General features: G+C 47.4%; 10 protein-coding genes. 8 read left to right on the top strand and 2 right to left on the bottom strand.

The window, feature by feature from the left end:
• Nucleotides 1–98 precede the first annotated feature (98 nt).
• A complete protein-coding gene (locus H6F56_RS24100; protein WP_206753424.1) occupies nucleotides 99–5,246 on the bottom strand; it encodes an SDR family NAD(P)-dependent oxidoreductase in 5,148 nt (1,715 codons plus the stop codon).
• Between the two features lie 1,034 nt (nucleotides 5,247–6,280).
• Between H6F56_RS24100 and H6F56_RS24095 the strand changes: the two genes are divergently transcribed.
• The 6 genes from H6F56_RS24095 to H6F56_RS27130 all read left to right on the top strand — a co-directional run bounded on the left by H6F56_RS24095 (nucleotide 6,281) and on the right by H6F56_RS27130 (nucleotide 16,259).
• Entirely contained in the window at nucleotides 6,281–7,444 is a 1,164-nt protein-coding gene (locus tag H6F56_RS24095; protein ID WP_190674040.1) for a glycosyltransferase, read from the top strand.
• A gap of 114 nt (nucleotides 7,445–7,558) precedes the next feature.
• Nucleotides 7,559–9,688 (top strand): hypothetical protein, encoded by a 2,130-nt coding sequence (locus tag H6F56_RS24090; protein WP_190674036.1) that lies wholly within the window; start codon nucleotides 7,559–7,561, stop codon nucleotides 9,686–9,688.
• A 280-nt stretch (nucleotides 9,689–9,968) separates the two neighbouring features.
• Nucleotides 9,969–11,009, top strand: coding sequence for a glycosyltransferase (locus H6F56_RS24085; protein ID WP_190674033.1), 1,041 nt, complete (start codon nucleotides 9,969–9,971; stop codon nucleotides 11,007–11,009).
• Between the two features lie 4 nt (nucleotides 11,010–11,013).
• Complete coding sequence (locus H6F56_RS24080; protein WP_190674030.1) at nucleotides 11,014–13,161, top strand: NAD-dependent epimerase/dehydratase family protein; 2,148 nt, start codon at nucleotides 11,014–11,016, stop codon at nucleotides 13,159–13,161.
• A gap of 90 nt (nucleotides 13,162–13,251) precedes the next feature.
• Nucleotides 13,252–14,514: a glycosyltransferase family 4 protein gene (locus H6F56_RS24075; protein WP_242032150.1), complete on the top strand. Its 1,263-nt coding sequence runs from the start codon at nucleotides 13,252–13,254 to the stop codon at nucleotides 14,512–14,514.
• Between the two features lie 641 nt (nucleotides 14,515–15,155).
• Nucleotides 15,156–16,259: a glycosyltransferase family 4 protein gene (locus H6F56_RS27130; protein ID WP_190674027.1), complete on the top strand. Its 1,104-nt coding sequence runs from the start codon at nucleotides 15,156–15,158 to the stop codon at nucleotides 16,257–16,259.
• A 138-nt stretch (nucleotides 16,260–16,397) separates the two neighbouring features.
• Here the strand turns inward: H6F56_RS27130 and H6F56_RS24065 are convergent, their stop codons facing one another.
• Entirely contained in the window at nucleotides 16,398–19,541 is a 3,144-nt protein-coding gene (locus H6F56_RS24065) for an MHYT domain-containing protein (RefSeq protein ID WP_190674024.1), read from the bottom strand.
• A gap of 1,092 nt (nucleotides 19,542–20,633) precedes the next feature.
• On the opposite strand from H6F56_RS24065, the gene H6F56_RS24060 reads away from it, so the two are divergent.
• Nucleotides 20,634–21,083, top strand: coding sequence for an AtaL-like protein (locus tag H6F56_RS24060; protein WP_190674021.1), 450 nt, complete (start codon nucleotides 20,634–20,636; stop codon nucleotides 21,081–21,083).
• Between the two features lie 311 nt (nucleotides 21,084–21,394).
• The gene (locus H6F56_RS24055; RefSeq protein ID WP_190674018.1) at nucleotides 21,395–22,606 is read left to right on the top strand and encodes an HhoA/HhoB/HtrA family serine endopeptidase; all 1,212 of its coding nucleotides are present in this window, start codon (nucleotides 21,395–21,397) and stop codon (nucleotides 22,604–22,606) included.
• The last annotated feature ends 30 nt before the right edge of the window (nucleotides 22,607–22,636 follow it).

Genomic DNA, 22,636 nt, shown 5'->3' with positions numbered 1-22,636 from the left:
GCAAAGCTATATTACAATTACACCGGCATTCAATCATAAAACAATAAGGGCGGTACTTTATGCCCGCCCTCATAATAAGATAATTTGCTTACACCGGCTTATTTAGAAACAGATTCTTCTGCCAAAGCTGCATGAATGTAAGCATTCAATTTTTCTGCCATCACCTGCACATTGGGGTCTTGCAGCATACTCGAATGTCCGCCCGGAATATCGTAAACCACAACCCCTTTCGTTGCGCGTTTACCCCAACCAAATAAAGGATCATTGGTGAGGTTAATTGCCGGCTCTTCTATGCCTTCCCCTTCAGTTGCGCGGAACAGTGCTAACTGACCTTGATAACCTTGGGGCATATATTCTTTTGCTGCAATTCGGTAAATTGTTCGCACAGAAAGGTCTTGCAAAAATTGAGGTGCCGGCAACCCTTTATCCAAGTAATACCTGTAAAGCATTACCTTGAATTTATTGCGGCTGCTCTCAACTCTTGAGCCAATTTCATAAGCAAGCCAATTGCGTGCTTTCTTGGAAGCTTTATTCACAATAGCGGCAAAACGTTCTAGCTTATTAAGCTGCCGGTCTTGATTGAGAACTTGTGAAAACCGGCTCAACTGTTTTTTCGCAACGCGAGCAATTTTCCGGGGGGCTTGAACATCAAGGGAATCAATTAAGGCAACGAGAGCAACTTTTTCACCTTGCGTTTGAAGTTCCTCTGCGATCGCATAAGCAATCACACCGCCGGCACACAAGCCGCCTAACAAATATGGCCCTTGAGGTTGCACATTACGGATCTTTTCGATGTAGTAATTCACCATTTCCGACAACCGGGTGTGCAAAATGGGGAATCCATTTTTGCTGTAAGGACGCAACCCGTAAACTGGGCGTTCTGGATTCAGCAGGCGTGCCAAATTCAGGTAGAGCATGGTTTCGCCATCGGCATCATGCACTAAAAACAGCGGCGGATAAGCGTCCCCAGACTTGATAGCTACTAGGGAATCGAAGCTCACCGGCACCTCAGAAGGGCGGAAAATATTCGCTAATTGCTCAACGGTTGGCGACTCAAACAGTGTCGCTAAGGGCAGCTTTTGGTTAAATTGCTCTTCAATTCTGGCAAATAGCTGAATCGCTAATAGCGAAGAACCCCCTAACTCAAAGAAATTGTCATGAATTCCTAATTCTGAAACGCCTAAAACTTCCTGCCAAATACCGGCAAGTTGGCGTTCTATTTCATCCCTCGGTGCAACCCGTTCAGCCGTTGTACCCCGACTTTTCGCCGTTAGCTGCGCTTTGTCGATTTCCCCCGATTCTGCCACCGGCATTTCTGCAAGTTGCTGGAATTTGCACCGGCTGGGTGTTCCGAATTGATCGCCCACTTCCAATGTCGGCAATTGCGTGGCGGCTAAATCCTTGATAGCAGCCGTAAAATATGCACTTAACTTCTGCAAAGCATAGGAATCCGTCTCCATGTAGCGCAACATCTGCGGGTTGCTGCCATCCAAACCTACAATTGTGTGTGCTTGGTGATATTGCAAAGCGATGGGAATTGAATGCAAACCTTGTTCGGCGGAAATTAAATAGTAACCGCGAGCACGGGTGAGTTCTTTCATTTCATAGTTACGACTCATCCCCATTTCATCCCACATACTCCAGGCAAAGCAATAACTTTGCAACGAAGTTTTATGGCGTTGGTAATAGCAGAAGTAATCTAAGAAATTGTTCGCTGCTGAGTAAGCACCGGCACTAAATCCGCCAAAAAAGCCGTTTACGGAAGAGAAGGTTATGAAAACACCATTTGGCTGATTTTTGAGCAGTTGATGCAGCACCCATGTGCCATGAACTTTGGGACGAAGGGTGCCGGCGACACTGTCTTCTGTCTCCTCGGTTAGCAAACGTCTGGATGTCACGCCGGCTAAATGGATCACCCCATCCAATTCACATTGCCAGCGAGATTTTACGCCTTCAACAACCTGTTGCATCCCGGCAAAATCGCTAATATCAACGGCTTCATAAGCGATTTCACCGCCTAGCTTTTCTAGCTCCAAGTAAGCTTTAATTCGCTCAAAACCGGCACTCGACTGCTCTAATTTAGATTCCCAAGTGCTTCTTTCTGGTAGGGGAGTTCTGCCGATTAACAGCAATCGCGCTTGATAATTTTTCAGCAGATATTGGGCAATTTCTGTCCCAATGCCGCCTAAGCCGCCGGTGATCAGATACATTCCGCCGGCTTTAAAGGGAAGTGCTTGCTTTTCTTCTTGGGAAAAATCGCATTTCTCTAGGCGAGAAACCAAACGCTTACCGCTGCGATAAGCGACTTCTGACTCCCGCTGAATTCCTTGAAGTTCTTGAAGAATGTAGCCGGCATTTTCTTCATTTTGCTCTGTAGACAAATCAAGATGCCGGCAGTCTATCCAGGGAAATTCTTGCGGAATGGTTTTAACGAAACCTAATATGGGCGAACGTTCACAAGCAATCTCATCATCGGGTTCAACCGGCTGCACATGGCTGGCAATCACATCTAAGCGTACAGGTGTTTTAGAACCCTGAATTTCAGACAGTGCTTGAACCAAGAAAAGTAGGCTGTAGATTCCTTTGTTTTGGGCGGTTTCTAGCGTTTCTAAGCTCTCAATTTCTCCCTGATATTTGTCATAACTCCACAGGTGCAGAATTTGCTCTATTGGGGAGTTATCTTTAACACTCTGCTGCAATAGTTGCTGGTAGTGTTCCGGATTTTTCGGGTCAATTCGATAGTGATTATCTGCGAGTTTGGCAAATTCGGTGCCGGCTTCCACTGCCACAACCGATGCACCGTTTTTGCTTAGTTCCTTTAGCAACAATTCCCCTAACCCCAGCGAGTCGAGAAATACCAAGGACTGACCGGCTTTCGGTTTATTGTCAAACGCTGTAATTTGTTTGGGACGCCAAACTTTTCGGTAAAACCAGTCTGGAAGCGTATTTTTATTGCCCAACAGCACATCAATTCGCTTGACAATGGCATCAAACGTCCCAGATTCAAAGCCTTGTTTGAGTTGGGAACGCTGAATCTTACCTATCGAAGTTTTGGGAATGACTTCTTTTTCAACCGGGATCAGATAAGTCGGACTGATACCCAGCCGGCGCACGACGGTTTTCTGAATATCTTTGAGCAGTTCTAATAAACGCTCATCTTCAGAAATTTCAGTATTAAAAAAGACAATTAATTCATCGGTATTGCTTCCCGGTTTTCGCGTTGCACAAGCCGCCGTATAAGAAACTTCAATTCCGGCTACTTCTTCAACGACGGCTTCTATTTCATGGGTGTAGTAATTGCTGCCGTTGATGATGATAATATCTTTGGTTCGGCCTGTAATGGTCAATCGGCCTTGATGGAGAAATGCCAGATCGCCGGTGTTAAACCAACCATCTTCTGTGAACATTTCTTTGTTCAATTCCGGGTTGTTATAGTAGCCGGCAGTTACCGTAGAACCCTTGATTTGCAGATTACCGATGGTTCCTTCTTCAACGACTTCATTTTGAGCATTAATAATTCGCAGAGAAGTGCCGGGAATCGGACTTCCTAAATCGGCAAAAGAAGCGCTTTGTTGATTCGGTGTTGAATCGATTAAATATCGGTCGTAAACTGTTACGCTGGAGGCGGTTTCTGCCATCCCCCAAGAAGATTGCATCGCCGTGGCTTCTAAACCATAAGGGGCTAGCAATTCCAGAAACTTTTTCGCAGTCTGTACGGCAATCGGTTCGGCGGTGTTTAAAATAGAGCGGACGGAGGATAAATCCCAGTGCCGTTTCTTAATCGCTTCGGCGCGATCATTAACCAGCGCGTATGCAAAATTAGGTGCCCAAGTGGTTGTGGCGCGATAGCGTTCGATCCAGTCGAACCATTTCAGCGGATCTGCCAAAACAGCGCCGGTGGGGGCGTGAATTTGCTGGCAGCCTAAAAAGGTGGTGCGGATAACACAGCGGACAATTGGGCCAGGATGATCGAGGGGCAGCCAGTTCAGCGAGACATCTTCTTGAGTAAAATTACTCATTGCAGAGGTGGCGGTGACGCTGCTGATCAGGTTGCGATGTCTGAGGGTGACGCCTTTGGGGACGCCGGTACTACCTGAGGTGAGAAGCAGCAATGCGAGATCCTCAGGCAGGCTATTATGCCAATTCAGATCCGGAGCGCAGTCTCGGAAATCGTCAATCGCCGCAACTTGAAAGTTCTCAAGATTTAATTTACCCGACAGGGAGCGGACTTGCGGGGCTAAACTGTTGTTGGTGAGTACGAGGGGCCGATCCAGCATCAGCCAAGCGTTTTGCAGCTTTTTAACGGTGCTGTTGGATGCTTCGTAAGCCGGCGCGGCGGAGATGGGAACGGGAACGAAGCCGCCTAATGTGCAACCCCAAAATGCCGGAAAGAAATCTTGATTGTTATCGAATTGAAACAGGACTTTGTCTTGCGGTTGGAGTCCGAGTTTTCTCAAGCCGGCTAAAATTCGCTGGGCTTGTTCTAATAAGGCTGGATACAGTTGAACCGTTTCAGATCCGTCACTGTCTAGGTAAATAATGCCTTTATTTGGCGATTTTTGGGCGGTTCTGGCGAGGGCTTCAGCGAGATTTTGCGGGGCACCGGCTTCTTCAGTAAGGGGTGCGCCGGTGCTAATAGCAAGGGGTTTGGGGGCTGAATCTTCTACCTTGCCGGTTGAAGGTGCCGGTGTATCCACAGCGGTTGAAACTGCGGCACTTTCTGAGGCGGTTTTCCAGTTGGGCAGCAGATCCGACAGATGGATCGGGGAAATTTTTTCCGTGTGATCTTCTACCACTACGGCTGCCTGTTCAATTTCTGGCAGTGATCGCAGCCGGTTTTCCCATTCCTCCACTAAGCCGTTTTCAATAACTGGGATCTGGGATAAAGCTTGCCGATCAATTTCACCCTCAGCCGTCAGGGGTAGTGTCGAAACCGGCACAAAGTAAATTTTTGGTAGGGGAGTGCCGGCAAAAGCACTTTCTAAGTGGCCTTGCAGCCGTTCAGGCGAAAACTGCCCCGTGAGAACTGTGTAAGCAACGAGGGCTTCCTCGCCGGTTTGAGATTGGCGAAGCATTACCACACAGTCATCTACTGACAGATGAGTCAGCAGTGCTGCTGCTACGCTTTGCTCATCAATCTTTTCGATGGCTATTTTCGTCTGTAATTCAAGGAGTGACGAACTATCTACAACTTCTGTAGCGAGAACTTGTGTAGCCATTGAAGATTTTGCTGGCTTAACGCTCATCTTTTTTCTAATATCCTTATGTTTTGAAATTAGCCTTCAACTACTGAATGTTTACTGCCTTACATCCCCAAGCGATTATAGCAGTCCTCAGCAGGGGGGAGCCTGCCAAAATGGCAGGAATATTATCAGGCAGGCAGGGGTTGTAAAGGCGAGAAGATTGCTGCTGCGCTCATGTACATTCTTCTCTTTGCTGAACAGATGCAATTACAATGCACCTTAATTGCCTTACCAATCATTTCTGCCCTTCTCTGATTGTAATCAATTATTCTTGAAAGCCTGAAATCTAGCCAAGGTCAGGATTTGCTGCAAGCGTCGGCTGCCCTAGTTTCATTGGTTGCTGCCGGCCAATACTGCTTCCTAGAGTTCCAGCATTTTTTCAAATATATACCCTAAGATTGATGCCAAAACCCCTCAACGGTTACTAACCGTCCTAAAGCGCTTGGGATATTTAGTTAGTAAAGACTTTGCAGATTAAACTGAATCAGTTATCTTAAAAGGCGAGTCCACTGAGAAATCGGAGATAATTTTAATCCTGGAAATTTTAGGTAAGCCGGTGAAAAATAATACAATGGTAACTCATTAATTTTCTCCTTGATTTAGTTATTAGCCCACAAATTTATGCAAGCTCAGCAGATTAAAGTGATGGGGGACTGCTCAATCAGTGAAAATTCAGCAGCTTACAGGTAAACAAGTTTTTTCTGGCAATCTGGCAACATTTTCCCCAGAGGTTGAGCGACAATTTTAATTGAATCCTTGACTTTAATCCGTCAAAGAGTCGCGGATAGTAAGAACTGGCTTAAGGATATGGGTCAGAAGCTAACAGGGTAAGCACGAAAAAGTATCGTAGGATACAAAAAAAGAATAAAGTATAAGTTTGGAAAGTTCTGAAAAAATTAGGTGCTGTTGAAATGCCGGTTTATCTTATTTAAATCTTAAGCTTCCAGGGCAATGCTTGTTAAAAAACTTACATTAAAGGTGCGTATCCCAAAAGGGATTGTAAACACTGCTCAAGATTAAAGTGGGACTGGCTAATCATGCATGAAAAATCTTCGCACATTGCCATTTATCTCCATTGCCTTTTCAATGGTGGAATTGAGCAAATGATGCAGAACTTAACGCGCAAGTTTATCGAGCGTGGCTTGAAGGTGGACTTAGTCCTCAACTTTCCAGGAGCCGTTGGGCTGTGGGATTTTCCACCAGAAGTCCGAATTGTAGATTTAGATGCGCGACGGGTAGCAGCAAGACTTCCAAACTTAATTCGTTACCTGCGCCAAAATCAACCTGTGGCGCTACTCTCAGCGAATCACTACGCCAACGAAGTTGCATTGTGCGCTAAGCGCCTTTCTGGAGTTTCCACAAGGGTTGTGGTGTCTGAACGGACGATGATTTCCGTTGAAGCAAAACACGCACCGCCTTACAAGATGAGGTACTGGGCACCGCTTGCGGCAAAGTTGTTTTATCCGATGGCGGATGGCATCGTCGCAGTTTCTAAGGGTGTGGCTGAAGATATCACCAATATCACCGGCTTGCCGGCACAGCGAGTCCAAACAATTTATAATCCCGTGATCACGCCGGCACTTTTGACAAGAGCCAAAGAACCCGTCGATCATCCCTGGTTTGCCCCTGGAGAGTTGCCGGTAATTTTGGGCGTGGGAAGATTGGAAGAGCAAAAAGACTTTTTCACTTTAATTCGCGCTTTTGCGAAAGTGCGACAGGTAAAACCGGCACGACTGATGATTTTAGGGCAAGGTTCGCAGCGCTCTCGATTGCAAGAACTTGTGCGCGAATTAAACTTAGAAAATGATGTCGCCATGCCCGGTTTTGTTAAAAATCCCTATGCTTATATGGCAAAAGCAAGCGTTTTTGCTTTGTCATCGGCTTGGGAGGGTTTTGGTAATGTCGTGGTCGAAGCTTTAGCGGTGAAAACCCCCGTGGTTTCTACAAATTGCCAGAGTGGGCCGGCTGAAATTTTAGATAATGGAAAGTACGGCGAACTCGTGCCGGTCGGCGACAGCGAGGCGATGGCAGCCGCAATTTTAAAGGTTCTTTCTGGTCAATCCAAATCAGCCGCTTCAGATTGGCTCGATCAATTCACGTTTGACAATGCCGCTCAAAAATATCTCGATCTGATGGGAGTTGTTGCTAACCGAGAGGGCGTAACTTTGGAGGAGAAAAAAAGTGAGACGGTGATAGGATAAACCCCCTGATGCCAGCCAATTTTTACCCGACAAGTTAAAATCAGAGTTGGGAAAAATGTAGCCGGCAGGGGGCTTCCCTCCATTATCAGCCCCCAACTTTTCCAAGGATTTGAGATGAAAAATAGTAGACAGCAGCGCAAATTCAGTAACTTGTGGGGACAGTTGAGTGCGGGGGATGCGGGCAGCAAAAAGCGTTTTGATTTCAATCGGTTGAGAGTTCTGACAAAAAATCCTTTTGTCACGGCTATCACCTGCTTTATTTTGGCATTCATCGCCGTACTCGCCCTTAACATGAATGGCATTCACGGAGTCAACCCGCTAGCCTTGTCTGTTGTAAGTTCTACACCCGCAACAGAAACTAATATGTCCGTGGGAATACAAGTTTCTTCCCTAAGTGACTGGACGCCTGCAATTCCGTTTAAGAATTTATTCAAACAATCTCGGCCTTGGTATGTCGTCGATGCTAACCTCAAAGCTGGGGATTGGGGACAAGGCGGTATTCAACGAAGTAAGGAGAATGAAGCTTATTTTGAAAAGCTTAAAAATAATTGGTTAGACGGGGAAGGCTATCCGAAAGAAGTCCCCTACACTCTTGAGGGATATAACCATCCAGAAACCGGCAAGCCAATGCCTTTAAGAGTGAGAACGGTGATGCAAGCCGATAACAGCAATTATCCGGCGGGAATCTACACCCTCAAATTTGAGGGAACTGGAAAGATTGTGATTAGTCAGGATGGAAAACTAGAAGTAGAAGGGACAGGGGGAACAACAACCGCTGAATTTAATGTAACGCCTAAAAAAGGAATTGCTTTGGATCTAATGGAGTCAAGTGCTTCAGATCCGGTAAGAAATATTCAAGTCATTTTGCCCGGACATGGAAATGACGATTTAACCAAAGCACCCTTTAATCCCCTGTATGTTGAAAGGTTAAAAGAATTTTCGCCTTTAAGATTTTTTGGTAACGCAACTAAACCTGTTTTTGCCAACGCCCCCCCTCAAGAAATAGTTGCTTGGGCGGATAGAATTAGGGCCGATGAAGTTCGCTATCCTGATGGCGGGAAGGGCGGATGGGGAGAGGGATGGCCTTTAGAATCTATGGCTGAGCTATGCAATGAAATCGGCGCGGATTTGTGGTGGAGCACCGGCTATGCAGTCAGTGATGAATATATTAGAAATGCTGCCCAATTACTGAAAGAACGTCTTGCTCCCAATCGGAAGATATATTTAGAATATTCAAATGAAATTTGGAATGGCCGGTTTCCGCAATTTCGCTACGTTACCGAAGCCGGCGTAAATCAGGGATTGGGGGAAACCGTCGATAAGCAAGGAAATAAAGAGATTAGTGAAAAACTGGCGAGAATTGATTTAACGGTTAAAAGATCCTTAGAAATTTTCCAAATATTTCGAGAAGTTTTCGGATCAGATGAAAGATTTGTGGAAGTGATTCCCGGTTGGAATGGTGCCCCAGATTATAATGAAAAGCTCTTGGCAGCGCTTGATAATCCCAAAGTTAATGCCGGCAAACTACAGCCGGATGCTTTAGCCATCGCACCTTACTGGGGAATTCCCAAGGAAAATTTAGAAAATTTGTCAAGTTTGACCGTTGATAGCGTCATTGAAGTTGCAGAAAATTACTTCAAACAAGACGACAACGAAAGATATAATCGAGTGCTAGAAAATGTATCGATAGCTAAGTCTCGCGGTTTAGATATCCTCGCCTACGAATCCGGACAACATTTTGCGGCTCCACAAGATTCTAAACTAGCAGATGTGTTTGTTCAAGTGAACCAAGATCCCCGAATCTACGAATTGTATCTTTCATATTTTGGTCGAATGAATGCCTGGGGATTTAAAACGGTGAGTCAATTTAACTATGTGGGAGGCTTTGGCAAATACGGTTCATGGGGGGCGCTGGAATATTTGAGCCAACCCCTTGAAGAAGCTCACAAATATCGGGCGCTTTTGAAACTGAAAGAGCAGTTAGAACTGACTCCAACAGGGGTAACGACGACTCGTTCAGATAATTCAGTTGAAATCAATTGGCAGGGCGTAGAAGCGGCAACTTCTTATCAAGTTTATCGCCATACTGTTAACAATCCCACTAACGCAACTAGCATTGCAACCGTGCCGGCGCAGACGACCACTTTTACCGATAAAGCAGCCAACTCTGGAACCAATTATTATTGGGTGAAAGCTTATAAAGAAGATGAGGAGTCAACTTATTCAGTAGGTCGGCAAGTTTAAATATAAAGCAGCTAGCTGTAAATTTGCTTGAAACAGGCTCGTATCCGTTGGAAAGCGAAAAAACCAAAAATGCTTCACCTTATCAACTTGAAATTTCAGCTTTTAAGAAGAACTTGGCGGGCATTACGGTTGCTGGTAACAACAACAGCCAAAAAGGCAAACGGCATCTCGTGACAGTCTGCAGTTTTTATTTGTAAAAATCATTACTTTGCTTGCTATTTAAAGGCAACCATCGTAAAATCTTGACATCTAGACTAATAAAAATACTTGATTAAAAGACATGAGCCGCATCGGTGTAGTCACCATTGGGAGAAATGAAGGAGAACGACTGGTTCGTTGCCTTAATTCACTGAAAGGGCAACTTCCCGAAGGCGTAGCGATCGTTTACGTTGACTCCGGCTCCACCGATGGAAGTTGCGAAGCCGCTCGCAATCGCGGGGTAGAGGTTGTCGATTTAGATATGTCAGTGCCATTCACCGCCGCCCGCGCTCGAAACGCCGGCTTTGAGCGACTGCAAGCCTTGCATCCTGAAGTAGAATACGTCCACTTCTTCGACGGAGATTGCGAAGTGGTGGCCGGCTGGATCGAAGCAGCCACCGAGGCACTAGATGCTAACCCGGAAGCCGTGGCGATTTGCGGTTGGCGGCGCGAACGCTACGCAGAGCGCAGTCTCTATAACCGGATTTGTGATGTGGAGTGGCGCATGGGTGCCGTCGGTGAAACCGGCAGCTTTGGGGGAGATGTGGCGATCCGCGCCGCCGCACTCGCAGCAGTCGGGGGCTACGATAACAATGTAATCGCCGCCGAAGATGACGAACTCAGCGTACGCTTGCGTGAGGCCGGCGGCAAGATCCTACGCATTGACCGAAATAGCACGGTACACGACGCAGATATGCAGCGTCTGTCCCAGTGGTGGCAACGGGCGAAGCGCTGCGGGTACGCCTACGCCCAGGTTTCCCAGATGCATGGAGCCGGCCCAGAGCGCAAATTTGTCAAAGAAATGCGGCGCACCTGGCTTTGGGGGGCGATCATACCCTTTGCCGCCCTAGTCCTAGCACTTCCCACCCACGGGCTTTCCCTGATTCTTTTAGGACGTTACCCACTATCAGCATTGCAAGTGATCAAAAAGACGCGGCAGCGGGGATATTCTTGGTCTGAGAGTGTGGCGTGGGGTTTATCCTGCGGATTCTCAGCAATTCCTGGCGCGTTCGGAGTTGCTAAATACTTTTTAGATCGCTGGGGCAACAAACAACATGAAATTATTGAATACAAGGGTTCTCAAACAACTGTGACAAACACGATCCAACCAACTGGGAGATAAGCCAATGGCAACTAACAACGGAAGTAACAATCCCGTAGCCGTGGCACTCCTCGGTGCCGGCTACATTTCTGACTACCACCTCAACGCACTGCGACAACAGCCCAACGTAGATGTGCGGGCAATTTGCGACCTAAACCGAGGACTAGCAGAGCGTTTCGCGGCAGCTAAGGGCGTGCCAAAGGTCTACTCAGACTTGAGTGAAATGCTCTCAACCGAGAAGTTGGACGTGGTTCACGTCCTGACACCGCCCCATGTCCATTTTGTCACCGGCTCTCAAATTCTAGAAGCCGGCGTTGACGCCTTCATTGAAAAGCCCCTGTGCCATACCGTTGAATACTGTCAAAAGCTGCGTCAGCTGGCAAGCGATCAAGGTCGTGCACTCGGCGTTAGTCACAACTTTCTTTACTTCCCCGCCTATGAAAAACTGCTCACCGACTTACGCAGTGGTCGCTTAGGCCGGCTCGATCAAGTTGACATCGTCTGGAATAAAGAACTCGGACAGCTCAAAGGCGGGCCCTTCGGGGCATGGATGCTAGCCTCACCGAAAAATATCTTATTCGAGGTCGCCCCCCACTCCTTCGTTCACCTTGTCCACCTGATCGGTTCCCCCGACTCACTTTCTGTGGATGTCCACGACAAAGTAGAACTGCCGCGCGGACTAGAATTTTACCGGCGCTGGGAGATCCGGGGGTGGAAAGACAACACCAGCATTCGCATCCGGTTTTCCTTTATTGATGGATATCCCGAACACTATATCCACATTCGCGGGACGAATGGCGTTGCCAGGGTAGACTTCGAGAACAATACCTACGTCTGTAACGAACACACACCCTACCTGCTGGATGTTGATCGCTACGCCAATGTCGTTGCCAGCGCCCGCGACTCGGTATTGCAGGCAAGCGGCACCCTGTCTGGCTTTGTGCTATCGAAGATGCGCCTGTCTAAGGCAGAAGGGCCATTTCCTTACAGCATTGCCCGGACAGTAGAAAGCTTCTACAACGGACGCGGTTCCGTCCTTGACGAACGCGTTGAAGCCTCACTGGGCGAGGCAGCGGTGGCAGTGGCCGAGTGGGTGGCACGCGAAGCCAATCTACCAGAACCTCAAAAGACAGCGTCCGCGCCGGTGGAAGCCGTGGAACCGCCGGTTCAGAAACCGACAGTCCTAGTCATCGGCGGCACCGGCTTCATCGGCAGGGCGCTGGTGCGGCGGCTGCGGGCGGACGGGCGTGGGGTTCGCGTCCTCAGCCGCAACCCTAGGGACTGCCCGCCTGAGTTGCTTAAACTTCAAGTCGATATCGCAAAGGGTGATTTCACCGATCCTGAAGCCCTAGAAGCCGCCCTGGATGGCATTCGCTATGTTTACCACTTGGGGCGCGGCTACGGGAAAACCTGGGAAGAATACCTGAAATATGATGTGGAACCCACGCGGAAGTTGGGGGAACTGTGCATCAAACACGGGGTTGAGCGCTTGTTCTATGCCTCGTCAATTGCGATCTACTATGCCGGCCAGAATGCCTCGTCCATTACCGAGGAAACCAAACCCCATGAGGGTGTGATGCGTTCCTCCCCATATCCGCGCTCAAAGGTAGAAAATGAGCGGGTGCTGCTGGAACTTCACCAAGAAAAACGACTACCTGTGGTGATCTTCCGTCCCGGTATTGTCCTCGGTGCTGGCGGTAGTCCTTACCACTGGGGTGTTGCGGCTTGGCCCTACAACTCGGTGGCCGCCCTCTATGGTAGTGGCAACAACCGGCTACCGATCGTCCTCGTTGACGATGTTGCCGATGCAATGGCGCGGGCAATTGATTTGCCAAATATTGACGGAGAGTCGTTTAACCTGTGTAGTGCCCCTTGTATCACGGCGAACGAGTATCTCGACGAGTTGGAAAATCGCGCCGGCATTAAGTTGCGCCGCGTCCCAACTCCCGGTTGGCGTGCATACACAGAAGCAGTGGCGAAGTGGGCAATTAAAAGCGTTGGACGTGATCCGAACGTTGCACTTCCTAGCTACGCCGAATGTGAAGGTCGCAGTTGTGCCGCCCGGTTCGACGCTTCTAAGGCCGAGCGCCGCTTGGGTTGGTCGCCGGTTAAAGACCGGGAAACAATCATCTACAAAGGCATACACTTGCCTGTGGATGAGTTCTTTGCCTAGGGTGGGTTAAGCCGGCGGGAACGAGGAATCGCTCGATCTCGTTCCCCTTGCCAAGGCGCGGTAATTGCAGATGGTTGATAAGGAGAAGCAATGGAAACCTCAAATATGCGAGTTTTAATTGTTGCTGAACACGCCTCTGCTAAATTCGGCGGAGAGGCGTTTCTGCCGGTGCACTATTTCCGGTTATTTCGCTCGCGCAATATTGAGACGTGGCTGGTAGTTCATGCCCGTACTCAGGCTGAACTTGAGAAGCTTTTCCCCGACGAGGGCGACCGGCTCCACTTTATCCCAGATACTTGGCTACATCAGCTGCTATGGCAGTGGGGCCGGCGTTTACCGGAACGGGTGGCGGAATTAACCACCGGCTCGATCATGCACCTCCTGACTCAGGTGGTGCAGCGCCGCATGGTGTGCCGGCTGGTTCGGGAACACAACATCGATATTGTTCATGAACCGATCCCTGTCTCGCCGAAAGTGCCATCTCTAATGTTTTCTGTTGGTGCGCCGGTGGTGATTGGCCCGATGAATGGAGGGATGGAATATCCCCCAGCTTTCCCTCATTATCAAGGCCGGTTGGCAACGGTGATGGTCAGTCAGGGACGCCGGTTTTCCAATTTGTTCAATCGTCTGCTGCCTGGGAAGTTGAAAGCAGAGACGCTGTTGGTTGCCAATGAGCGGACAAAACAAGCGCTGCCGGCAGGCGTGCGCGGTAAAGTCATCGAATTGGTGGAAAACGGCGTTGATTTGTCGGTGTGGAAGGCGACTGATTTAGCCGCGAAGCAGCCGAACGAAACGGTTCGGTTTGTATTTGTAGGCCGGCTGGTGGACTGGAAAGCGGTAGATTTGCTGCTGGAAGCGTTCAAGCCGGTTGCCGATGCCACAGGTGCGGTTTTGGAAATTATCGGCGATGGGGCAGAACGTCCCGCACTAGAAGCTCAAGCCGCTCGGTTGGGACTAGCGGATAATGTGATATTCGCCGGCTGGCTTTCTCAAGACAAGTGTGCAGTTAAATTGCAGCAAGCTGACGCACTGGTTCTTCCCAGTTTGTATGAATGTGGGGGGGCAGTTGTTCTGGAAGCAATGGCGATGGGGTTGCCGGCAATTGCCACGAAATGGGGGGGACCGGCTGATTATCTGGATTCTACTTGCGGAATTTTAGTTGAGCCGTCTTCACGGGAAGCGTTGATCCAAGGACTCACTGAAGCGATGCTGAAATTAGCGCAGTCTCCAGAATTACGGCAGAAAATGGGTTTGGCTGGGCAAGAACGCATCCGGCAGCATTTTGACTGGGAACGCAAAGCGGATCAAATGCTGGAAATTTACCGTCAAACTCTTGCCACAGCGCCTAAATAACTTATTGATTTTCAGTGAGTTCCTGTAAATTTTCGCAAGTGCGGGATACTTGCTGCGCTTTTTCATATCCAAAAGCCTGCTGGGATTACCAGCTGCACGATCAACGGTAGGGAAACCGTTTGAAACAGGGTCTATTTTTTTTGCGACGCGGTTGTTAAAGGGAAAAATTTGTTTGGGTCTGTCAGAAATTCCTAACTTTAAACCTAATCTTGACTGCACAAGCTACGCTTTCTGTAAATTTTAACGACTTAAGTGTTAATGAATACTTCTTTAAGTGAAAAAGTGGTTTAGTATCGGCACATATTCCACATAATTTTCCTTATAAAAATAGGTGGAGTAGTTTCAAAGGTTTGTGAGTTAAGTATCCATAACGCTTTGATGTTGGGGAAATTTTTAGCGCCGGCTGCTACCCAATTTGAAAGCGTCAAGGTTCCGGAAAACGAGTTTACCAAAACCATTTTATTAAAGATCTCGCTGGCTATTTTCAGTTGAAGCGAGAAAAATTTCGCGATTAAAAATTGTAAATATTTAATCCAGCGAATTGACTGAAACCCTGTGGTTATTTGTTTTCGCTTCAATTGAAAAATAGCTTCCAGAATTGCTTCATATCCAAATACAGGTGAAACGGCAAGGAGAATGCAGTGAAATACCATATCGCATTAGGACGTCCGCTCAACCTAGAGGAAATTAGCAGGGATGCCGCAGAGGGAAAACGCCCCAGACACGTGATGTGGGCGTTAAGCCAGCGATTGGGGGCAACGATCCACGAACCGGGGTCAGAGCCGGTGTTGCCTTTAGACAAGCTGCGGGCTAAAATAGCAGGCCAGCCTGAACACTGGGCGATGGCGCGGGCGTTGTCTTCGCAGCTAGGTAGTGAAGATGTGGTGTTCTGCACCGGCGAAGATGTTGGGGTGCCGGTGGCTACACTATGCGGGACTAAAGCAAGCCGGCCAAAAATTGTTGTATTGACGCACAATATCAACCGGCCACGCGGTCGTGTATCGTTGAAGTTATTTGGCTTGGCTGAGCGGATTGATTTATTCATCACCTACGCCCGCCCACAATACGATTTTCTGCGCCGCTTTCTGAAGTTACCCGAAGATCGGCTTTGTATGCTCGCTGATCAGACGGATATGCAGTTTTTCACCCCCGGTTCGCCCTCACAAGACAAACGCCGCCCGATTGTTGCAAGCGTGGGGCTGGAGATGCGAGACTACCGAACCCTTGCCGATGCAACCTCAGATTTAGAGGTTGATGTCAAGATTAGTGGCTTTTCAACAGACGCGGTTGCCTTGGGACAGGCATTTCCCGATACTCTACCAGAGAATATGTCGCGCCGGTTCTACGAATGGCCAGAGTTGGTGCAACTTTACCGCGATGCGGATGTTGTCGCAGTTAGCCTGATCGAGAGCAAGTATTGTGCTGGAATCACGACCATAATGGAGGCAATGGCTTGCCGTCGGCCTGTGATAGTGACGAATACCCAAGGAATTTCTGAGTATGTTGCACCTCCGGGGATTGCCACTGTGGTGAATCCGGGCGATGCGGCAGCAATGCGCCAAGCAATTATAAATTTGTTGCAAAATCCTCAAGAAGCTGAAGCACAAGCACAGCGAGGCTATGAATATGCGCTGAAGCACTACAATAGCGATGATTATGTTGAGGTGCTTGCGTCGCAGTTGATGCGAGTGGGTGGCGAATTGGGTGTGACTTTAACGAGGCAAGGCCAAGCACTGCCGGTTTGAGGGCAGGTTTGAAACTTTTATCTTAAGTGCCGGTGGCGATGTGGCTGCCGGCATGGTTTTTAACCTAGTTGCTGTTAGAAACGATTGCTTCGATTCTCGTTTCAGTCCCCTTGACTCGATTCAGTTATTAAAACTTAGTTAGCCCTTCTTCCACGCCGGCAGCTTAACCGGCACTTCCATAATAAACTCCGCACCGCGATCCGGTTCCGAAACACATTCCAACTGACCACTATGTTTTTCTACAATAATTTGATAGCTAATTGACAACCCTAAACCCGTTCCTTTTCCTGGGGGTTTTGTCGTAAAAAATGGGTCAAACAATCGGCTGCGGATTTCCTCTGTCATACCTGGGCCATTATCCGCAATACTAACACGGACAAAGTATTGGGAATCCAACATTGAATTTTTATCTTCTTTTTTTGTGATCCATGATGCACTCTCAATCAGCTTAGTGCGGATCGTAATTACGCGGGGTGCCGGCTGATTTTCCAGTGCGTCTAAACAATTGCTGAGGATATTCATAAATACTTGGTTTAGCTGCCCTGGATAGCACTCCACCGGCGGCAAAACACAATAATCTTTAACGATTTGAATGCTGGGGTGTTCTGGGGCTGCTTTCAAACGATGTTGCAAAATTAGCAGCGTACTATCAATCCCCTCGTGAAGATCAACCCGCTTTTTCTCCGATTGATCTAAACGGGAGAAGTTTCGCAAACTCAAAACAATTTGACGAATGCGATCCGCCCCGACGTGCATCGAGGATAAAATTTTCGGTAAATCTTCCTGCAAAAATTCTAACTCAATTTCTTCAGCAGCTTCCGTAATTTCAGTAACCGGCTTAGGATAATTTTTAGCATAAAGATCCAATAAATACAGCAAGTTTTTCACATGATCTCGGGCTGGACTAACATTCGCGTAGATAAAATTAACCGGATTATTAATTTCGTGAGCAACTCCAGCCACCATTTGCCCCAAACTCACCATCTTTTCACTTTGCACTAGCTGAGTTTGCGCTTGCTGGAGATTTTTAAGCGCTTGTTCTAAAGCAAGGTTTTGCTTAGCCAATTGCTGGCGCTGGCGAGTTTCTTGCTCTCGGATTTGAGCTTGAAACAAAGCAATACTTACTTGATCGGCTAGTTGTTGCAACAGTTCAATTTCAAAGCTCGTCCATTGCCGCGTCTCCCCGCATTGATGAGTGATTAGCAATCCCCACAACCGAGAATTAAGTGTCGTACTATTAGAATTAGCAACCTTTTCTTCAGTCTTGGTTTTTAATTCTTCATTCACCAAAATAGGAACGACTAAATTAGCTTTGACGTCAAATCTTTGCAGCAGATCAATATGGCATTGTAGCAGATCCGACTTTTCCAAATCAGCAATCGCTCTCACCCGACCGGCAGCATATAACTGTAAATACTTTTCGCTAAAACAAGGGTCTGAAATATTCTGTCCTAAAATCGCTTGAAACCCCGGACGCACGGCTTCTGTGACAACTGTTCCGGAGTTATCGGGTAAAAGTCGATAAATTAAGACCCGATCCGTTTCCAGCAGATTTAACACTTCTGTAACCGTAGTTTGAAGAATTTCTTCCAGCTGAAGAGACTGACGTATTTTAAGAGTAATTTCTGCTAGCAGTTGCGCTCGTTGGTGCTGCTTGATAAGCTCATTTTCAGCTTCTTTTCGCTCAGTAATATCTTCAGAAATTGCCAAAAGATATTGCGGGTTGCCGGCATCATCAAGAATGGGAACTTTCTTAGTATGCAGAAGCCTGACTCCTTGGTGCGGAGTATGAACCGGCTCTGCGGGTATATCTACAAGTTTGCCATTAGTTAAGACTTCTCGGTCTTTTGATATAAAGAAATCAGCTTGCTCTTTTGGGAAAAAATCATAATCGTTTTTACCGATTGCCTCAGCTTTAGAATAACCAAATAGTTTTTCGCTGGCTTGATTCCAGCCGGTGAACCGCAAAGACTCAGCTTCTTTAATTAACACGCAAACCGGCAAATTCTCAATTACAGAATTTAGAAAAACTTGAGTTTGCTGCAATTCAGCTTCGCCACGCAGACATTCGCTAATATCACTAAAACTGCAAATTACCCGCTCAACTTCGCCATTGGCTGTAAGCAGAGGATTCGCATTCACTTGCAACCAAATAATTGAAGCGTCAGCAGGCGAAACTGCCGCATGAAAATCGGCAGCTTCTTGCTTTTTACACTCCTGTTTTAACCCTTTACTTCTCTGGATTCCCAGAACAACATTCCGCACCGACACTTTTGTGATGAGTGCTTGCCGCACAGGTTGGAACTTGCTGGCAAACGGGGTTCCGTCCTGCTGAAATACTTGCCAGTCGCTATCAAAAGGGATCTGGCTGAGTAATTCACTTTGGCTCAAACCCAGTAACTCTGCTGCCGCTAAATTAGCGAGTTTCACCTCTAACTGAGGACTCAGAAGTAAAACTCCCACCTGCATTTCATTAATAACTGTCTGAAGCAGTGACAGTGCTTGTTGCTGCGCCAACAGATGGCGATCAACTTGGGAAATTAAAATGGTCAGCATCAAAATTACCATCGTGGTAATCCCAATTGACATCACCAAGGATGAGGAATTAGCCATCTGGGGATTAGCCATCAGTTCTGCGCCGCGTTTGAACGTGACTGCCGCCATGCCGGTGTAGTGCATCCCACTGATGGCAGTTCCCATAATTGCCGCACTGCCAAGCTTTTGCCAGTTCCAAAAGGTTTCTCTGCGTAGCTGAAGTGCCAGCCGTAAGGCAACCCAGGAGGCGACGCAGGCAATCGCTACAGATAAAGTCACTAAGAGCGGGTTATATTCTAGGGTTGCCGGCATTTGCAGGGCAACCATGCCAATGTAATGCATCATGGCAATCGCTACGCCCATAAAGACGCTACCTCCAAGCATTTGGGGTTTCCCCAAAACACCTTGACCCAACAGTATTAGCGCCCCACCAGAGGCGATGACGGCAGCGACTAATGACAGCAGCACCAGGGGTAAGTCGTAGGTAATGGGGACGCTTAAGTGGAACGCCAGCATCCCGACAAAGTGCATCGACCAAATGCCAATTCCCATTGCTAAAGCACCGCCGGCTATCCAGTTCACTTTTCCTTTGACGCCGGCTGTTACGCGACTGGCAAGCTCAAGTGCTGTATAAGAAGCGGCGATGGCGATAATAATTGAAAGCACGACTAAGCTGGGATTGTAAGTGCTAGTCAAGATTTCGCCGGCAGGGCTTATTTGGGTTAATTTAGGGCTGATAGAAATCACAGTTCAACTCTATCCTTACTAACACGTCAGAGTTTGAAAGATTTAAACCTAACCGCAGCCGACCAGTAAATTATGATGACGGAAGCGGCTCAAATTTATTGTTCTTAACAGCCTTGAGCAATAACTGCAACTTCTAAATTGCAACCCCTGAAATTTTATTGTTTAAACAGCATTGCAGGCCATTGCTAAGTTTTAATGTGGCCAAATCTTGAACAATTAAACTCCTTTAATTTGAAAAAGATTAAAGAAAAGCTTGACAAATAAACTTCCAATCTAATTAAATACGATGCAGCGCCTCTACCCCGCCGGCTTCCAAAAATGTCCTCTATGAAACAAAGGGTAGAAAAATCAAAACTTTGAATTACTAAGGCTGCTGATGGGGGACACGCACTCTCATTCAAAACAAACCTGAATTTGAGTTTTTTATAGCATAACTTACAAATTCCTACAGTGGGGGTCAAAGCTAATTCGCGCTGCGGCAGATGAGGAGCAGAATCAACACTAACCAAAGATGATTTAGTCGGTTGTATTGAACTTTTGCAAGAGGGATTCCAAGCAAATTAAAGGTTGACTGAGAGCCGACTATGAAATAATCAAGCGTCTTCTCAAAGATCCCCTAGACGCATTAGCTGCGATTATTGCGAAACCGGCCTCTGCAAAAACTGAGTTTTTTTGTACAAAAAATGTAGGAACACTATTTTTTACTCAGAAAAACTCATAAAGTCAGGATGATATGAGTTGAGTCGCAGCAAAATGCTAGAGTTCGCTTCACCGGCTTGTCACCGGCAAGTGTTTCAGAAACGCGAATTCCTCCCCCTCACTCTCCGCTAAGCGGAGGGACAGCACCTCAACGAGATCCAAGTGTTGTGTGATCTGCAAATCTCACAATGACATTTAACTCCCTAAGCATCTGCCAATGCAACGAAAGTTGACTTTTGCCCTCCCCAAGACGGTGCTACAGTTGAGAGGCAAGACGTTTCACCGGCAAGGGAAAATCCTACAATCGCAGGAAGCCGCAGCAAACGTTAACGCACTGCTTTCTTGTCTTCTCTGTCCTCGTGCAATTCAACAATTTCTTGGGAATCATCTCTTATGCCTTACACCACCTTCACTAGCCCCGTTACCGCCTCGCTTGAAACACTGTGGGGAATGTTAGTGGATAAAGTAGAAAACCCCCAGCGTTATATTACTGAGGTAGAAGAAGTTAACGTGATAGAAAAGTATGAGGATGGCATTCTTCGAGAAATGAAACTTCCTAAAATGCAGCTAAAAGAAAGAATCACTATCAACGAAGAAGCCAGAGAAATAAAATTTACATTAGCCGGGCATCCGCTTTTCTCAGGAGAAATTATCAACAAAATTGATAGTCCTCTCTATGACAAATCAGGAGATACTTTAATGTTAACCTTTACCCAAAATTGGCAAGCATTGAACGAAGAAGCCGGTCAAATCAATCAAGAAGAAATGGCTCAAACAATCAAAAATGCTGTGCTTCACCTCAAACAATTAGCAGAAGAAAAAGACGCCATTCAGGCGAGTTGAGCGGAAAAATGAGAGGATTTGCTCTTTTTCTAAAGCACAGGCCGGTTGGGGAATTAATGCGCTTTTATTGACAAATTAAAGATTGAATGTTATTAGAATTCCCAATAATCTGAAGCCTGAGGCTGAAATTCCCGGATCTTACATGAGATAGATTTCACCGGCACCAAACATCTGGGAAATAAAGGCGGCAGGACAAATAAAATTGCGGCTTGTTATTAGTTGTTGAAGAACGAGGTCGTTGCAGCCCGAATTGCTGAATATTTGACTAAAGTAGAGTTATGTCCTGTATCGCCGTCAGATAGGGAAAATCTATGAGTTCATTATTAAAGCAGTTGAGCGTTTATGTAAGCTTGCTAGCCATAGGCGGCGGTGCGGGATTTTTAGGCAGTCGCTATCTGGAAGCTCAGAAAGACGCCAACAATCCCCAAACCTTGCCGGTGGTGCTGCGAAAACCGGCCCTAGCGCCATTGCCGGCATCCAAATCTGCATTGATAGCGCGAGGAAACCCTAACTTTGTTGCCGAAGTTGCCCAAAAAGTCGGGCCGGCAGTCGTGCGGATCGACTCAGCCCGTAAAATTGCCGCACAAATTCCCAAAGCTTTAGATAATCCCCTCTTCCGGCAGTTTTTCGGTGAAGATGCCCCCATTCCTGAAGAACAGTTTGAGCGCGGGACGGGTTCTGGATTCATTATCAGCAGCGACGGAGAGATGCTCACCAACGCCCACGTTGTTGCCGGCGCAGATGTTGTGGATGTCACACTCAAAGATGGCCGCACATTTAAAGGCAAAGTATTAGGCACCGATCCCCTCACCGATGTGGCTGTGGTGAAAATTGACGCCAAGGATCTACCCACAGTCCAACTCGGCAAATCTGAATCCCTCGTTCCCGGACAGTGGGCGATTGCCATTGGCAACCCCCTCGGCTTAGACAATTCCGTCACTGTTGGCATTATCAGCGCCACAGGTCGCTCTAGTTCTCAGGTGGGAATTCCTGATAAACGTGTTCGCTTCATTCAAACCGATGCTGCCATCAATCCCGGCAATTCAGGTGGCCCTTTGTTAAATGACCTAGGGGAAGTGATTGGAATTAATACTGCGATTCGGGCGAACGCTCAAGGTTTAGGTTTCTCGATCCCCATTGAAACCGCCACACGCGTTGCCACAGACTTAACCACCAAAGGCCGTGCTGAACATCCCTTTTTGGGCATTAAAATGGTAGAGCTCACCCCGGCGCGGCGAGAAGAAATCAATGAGCAAGCGAAAGGGAACTTCAAAATTACGCAGGACAAGGGAGTGTTGATTTTAGGCGTTTTGAATGACTCGCCGGCACAGAAAGCCGGTTTGCGTGAGGGAGATATTATCCAAAAGATCGACGGCGCTGCCATTGAGAAGACAGAAGAAGTACAGGATCGCGTCGAAGCGAGTGGCGTTGGCAGCGAACTAAATTTGGAAATTAACCGCAACGGGAAGATCCAGCGGATTGAAGTGCGGCCCGATGCCTTTCCCCTCAAACAGCTAGAATAAGTTGCCGAAAGCGCTAGATTTGCGCCGGCT

This window comes from Microcoleus sp. FACHB-672, from assembly GCF_014695725.1.
Classification (GTDB): domain Bacteria; phylum Cyanobacteriota; class Cyanobacteriia; order Cyanobacteriales; family Oscillatoriaceae; genus FACHB-68.
This window is presented reverse-complemented; position numbering and strand designations above follow the sequence as displayed.

What these genes read in the sequence shown, in the direction of transcription:
- H6F56_RS24060 (WP_190674021.1), top strand. Translation starts at nt 20,634, where the DNA reads ATGCCTTACACCACCTTCACTAGCCCCGTTACCGCCTCGCTTGAAACA.
- H6F56_RS24090 (WP_190674036.1), top strand. Translation starts at nt 7,559, where the DNA reads ATGAAAAATAGTAGACAGCAGCGCAAATTCAGTAACTTGTGGGGACAG.
- H6F56_RS24080 (WP_190674030.1), top strand. Translation starts at nt 11,014, where the DNA reads ATGGCAACTAACAACGGAAGTAACAATCCCGTAGCCGTGGCACTCCTC.
- H6F56_RS24095 (WP_190674040.1), top strand. Translation starts at nt 6,281, where the DNA reads ATGCATGAAAAATCTTCGCACATTGCCATTTATCTCCATTGCCTTTTC.
- H6F56_RS24085 (WP_190674033.1), top strand. Translation starts at nt 9,969, where the DNA reads ATGAGCCGCATCGGTGTAGTCACCATTGGGAGAAATGAAGGAGAACGA.
- H6F56_RS24100 (WP_206753424.1), bottom strand. Translation starts at nt 5,246, where the DNA reads ATGAGCGTTAAGCCAGCAAAATCTTCAATGGCTACACAAGTTCTCGCT.
- H6F56_RS24075 (WP_242032150.1), top strand. Translation starts at nt 13,252, where the DNA reads ATGGAAACCTCAAATATGCGAGTTTTAATTGTTGCTGAACACGCCTCT.
- H6F56_RS24055 (WP_190674018.1), top strand. Translation starts at nt 21,395, where the DNA reads ATGAGTTCATTATTAAAGCAGTTGAGCGTTTATGTAAGCTTGCTAGCC.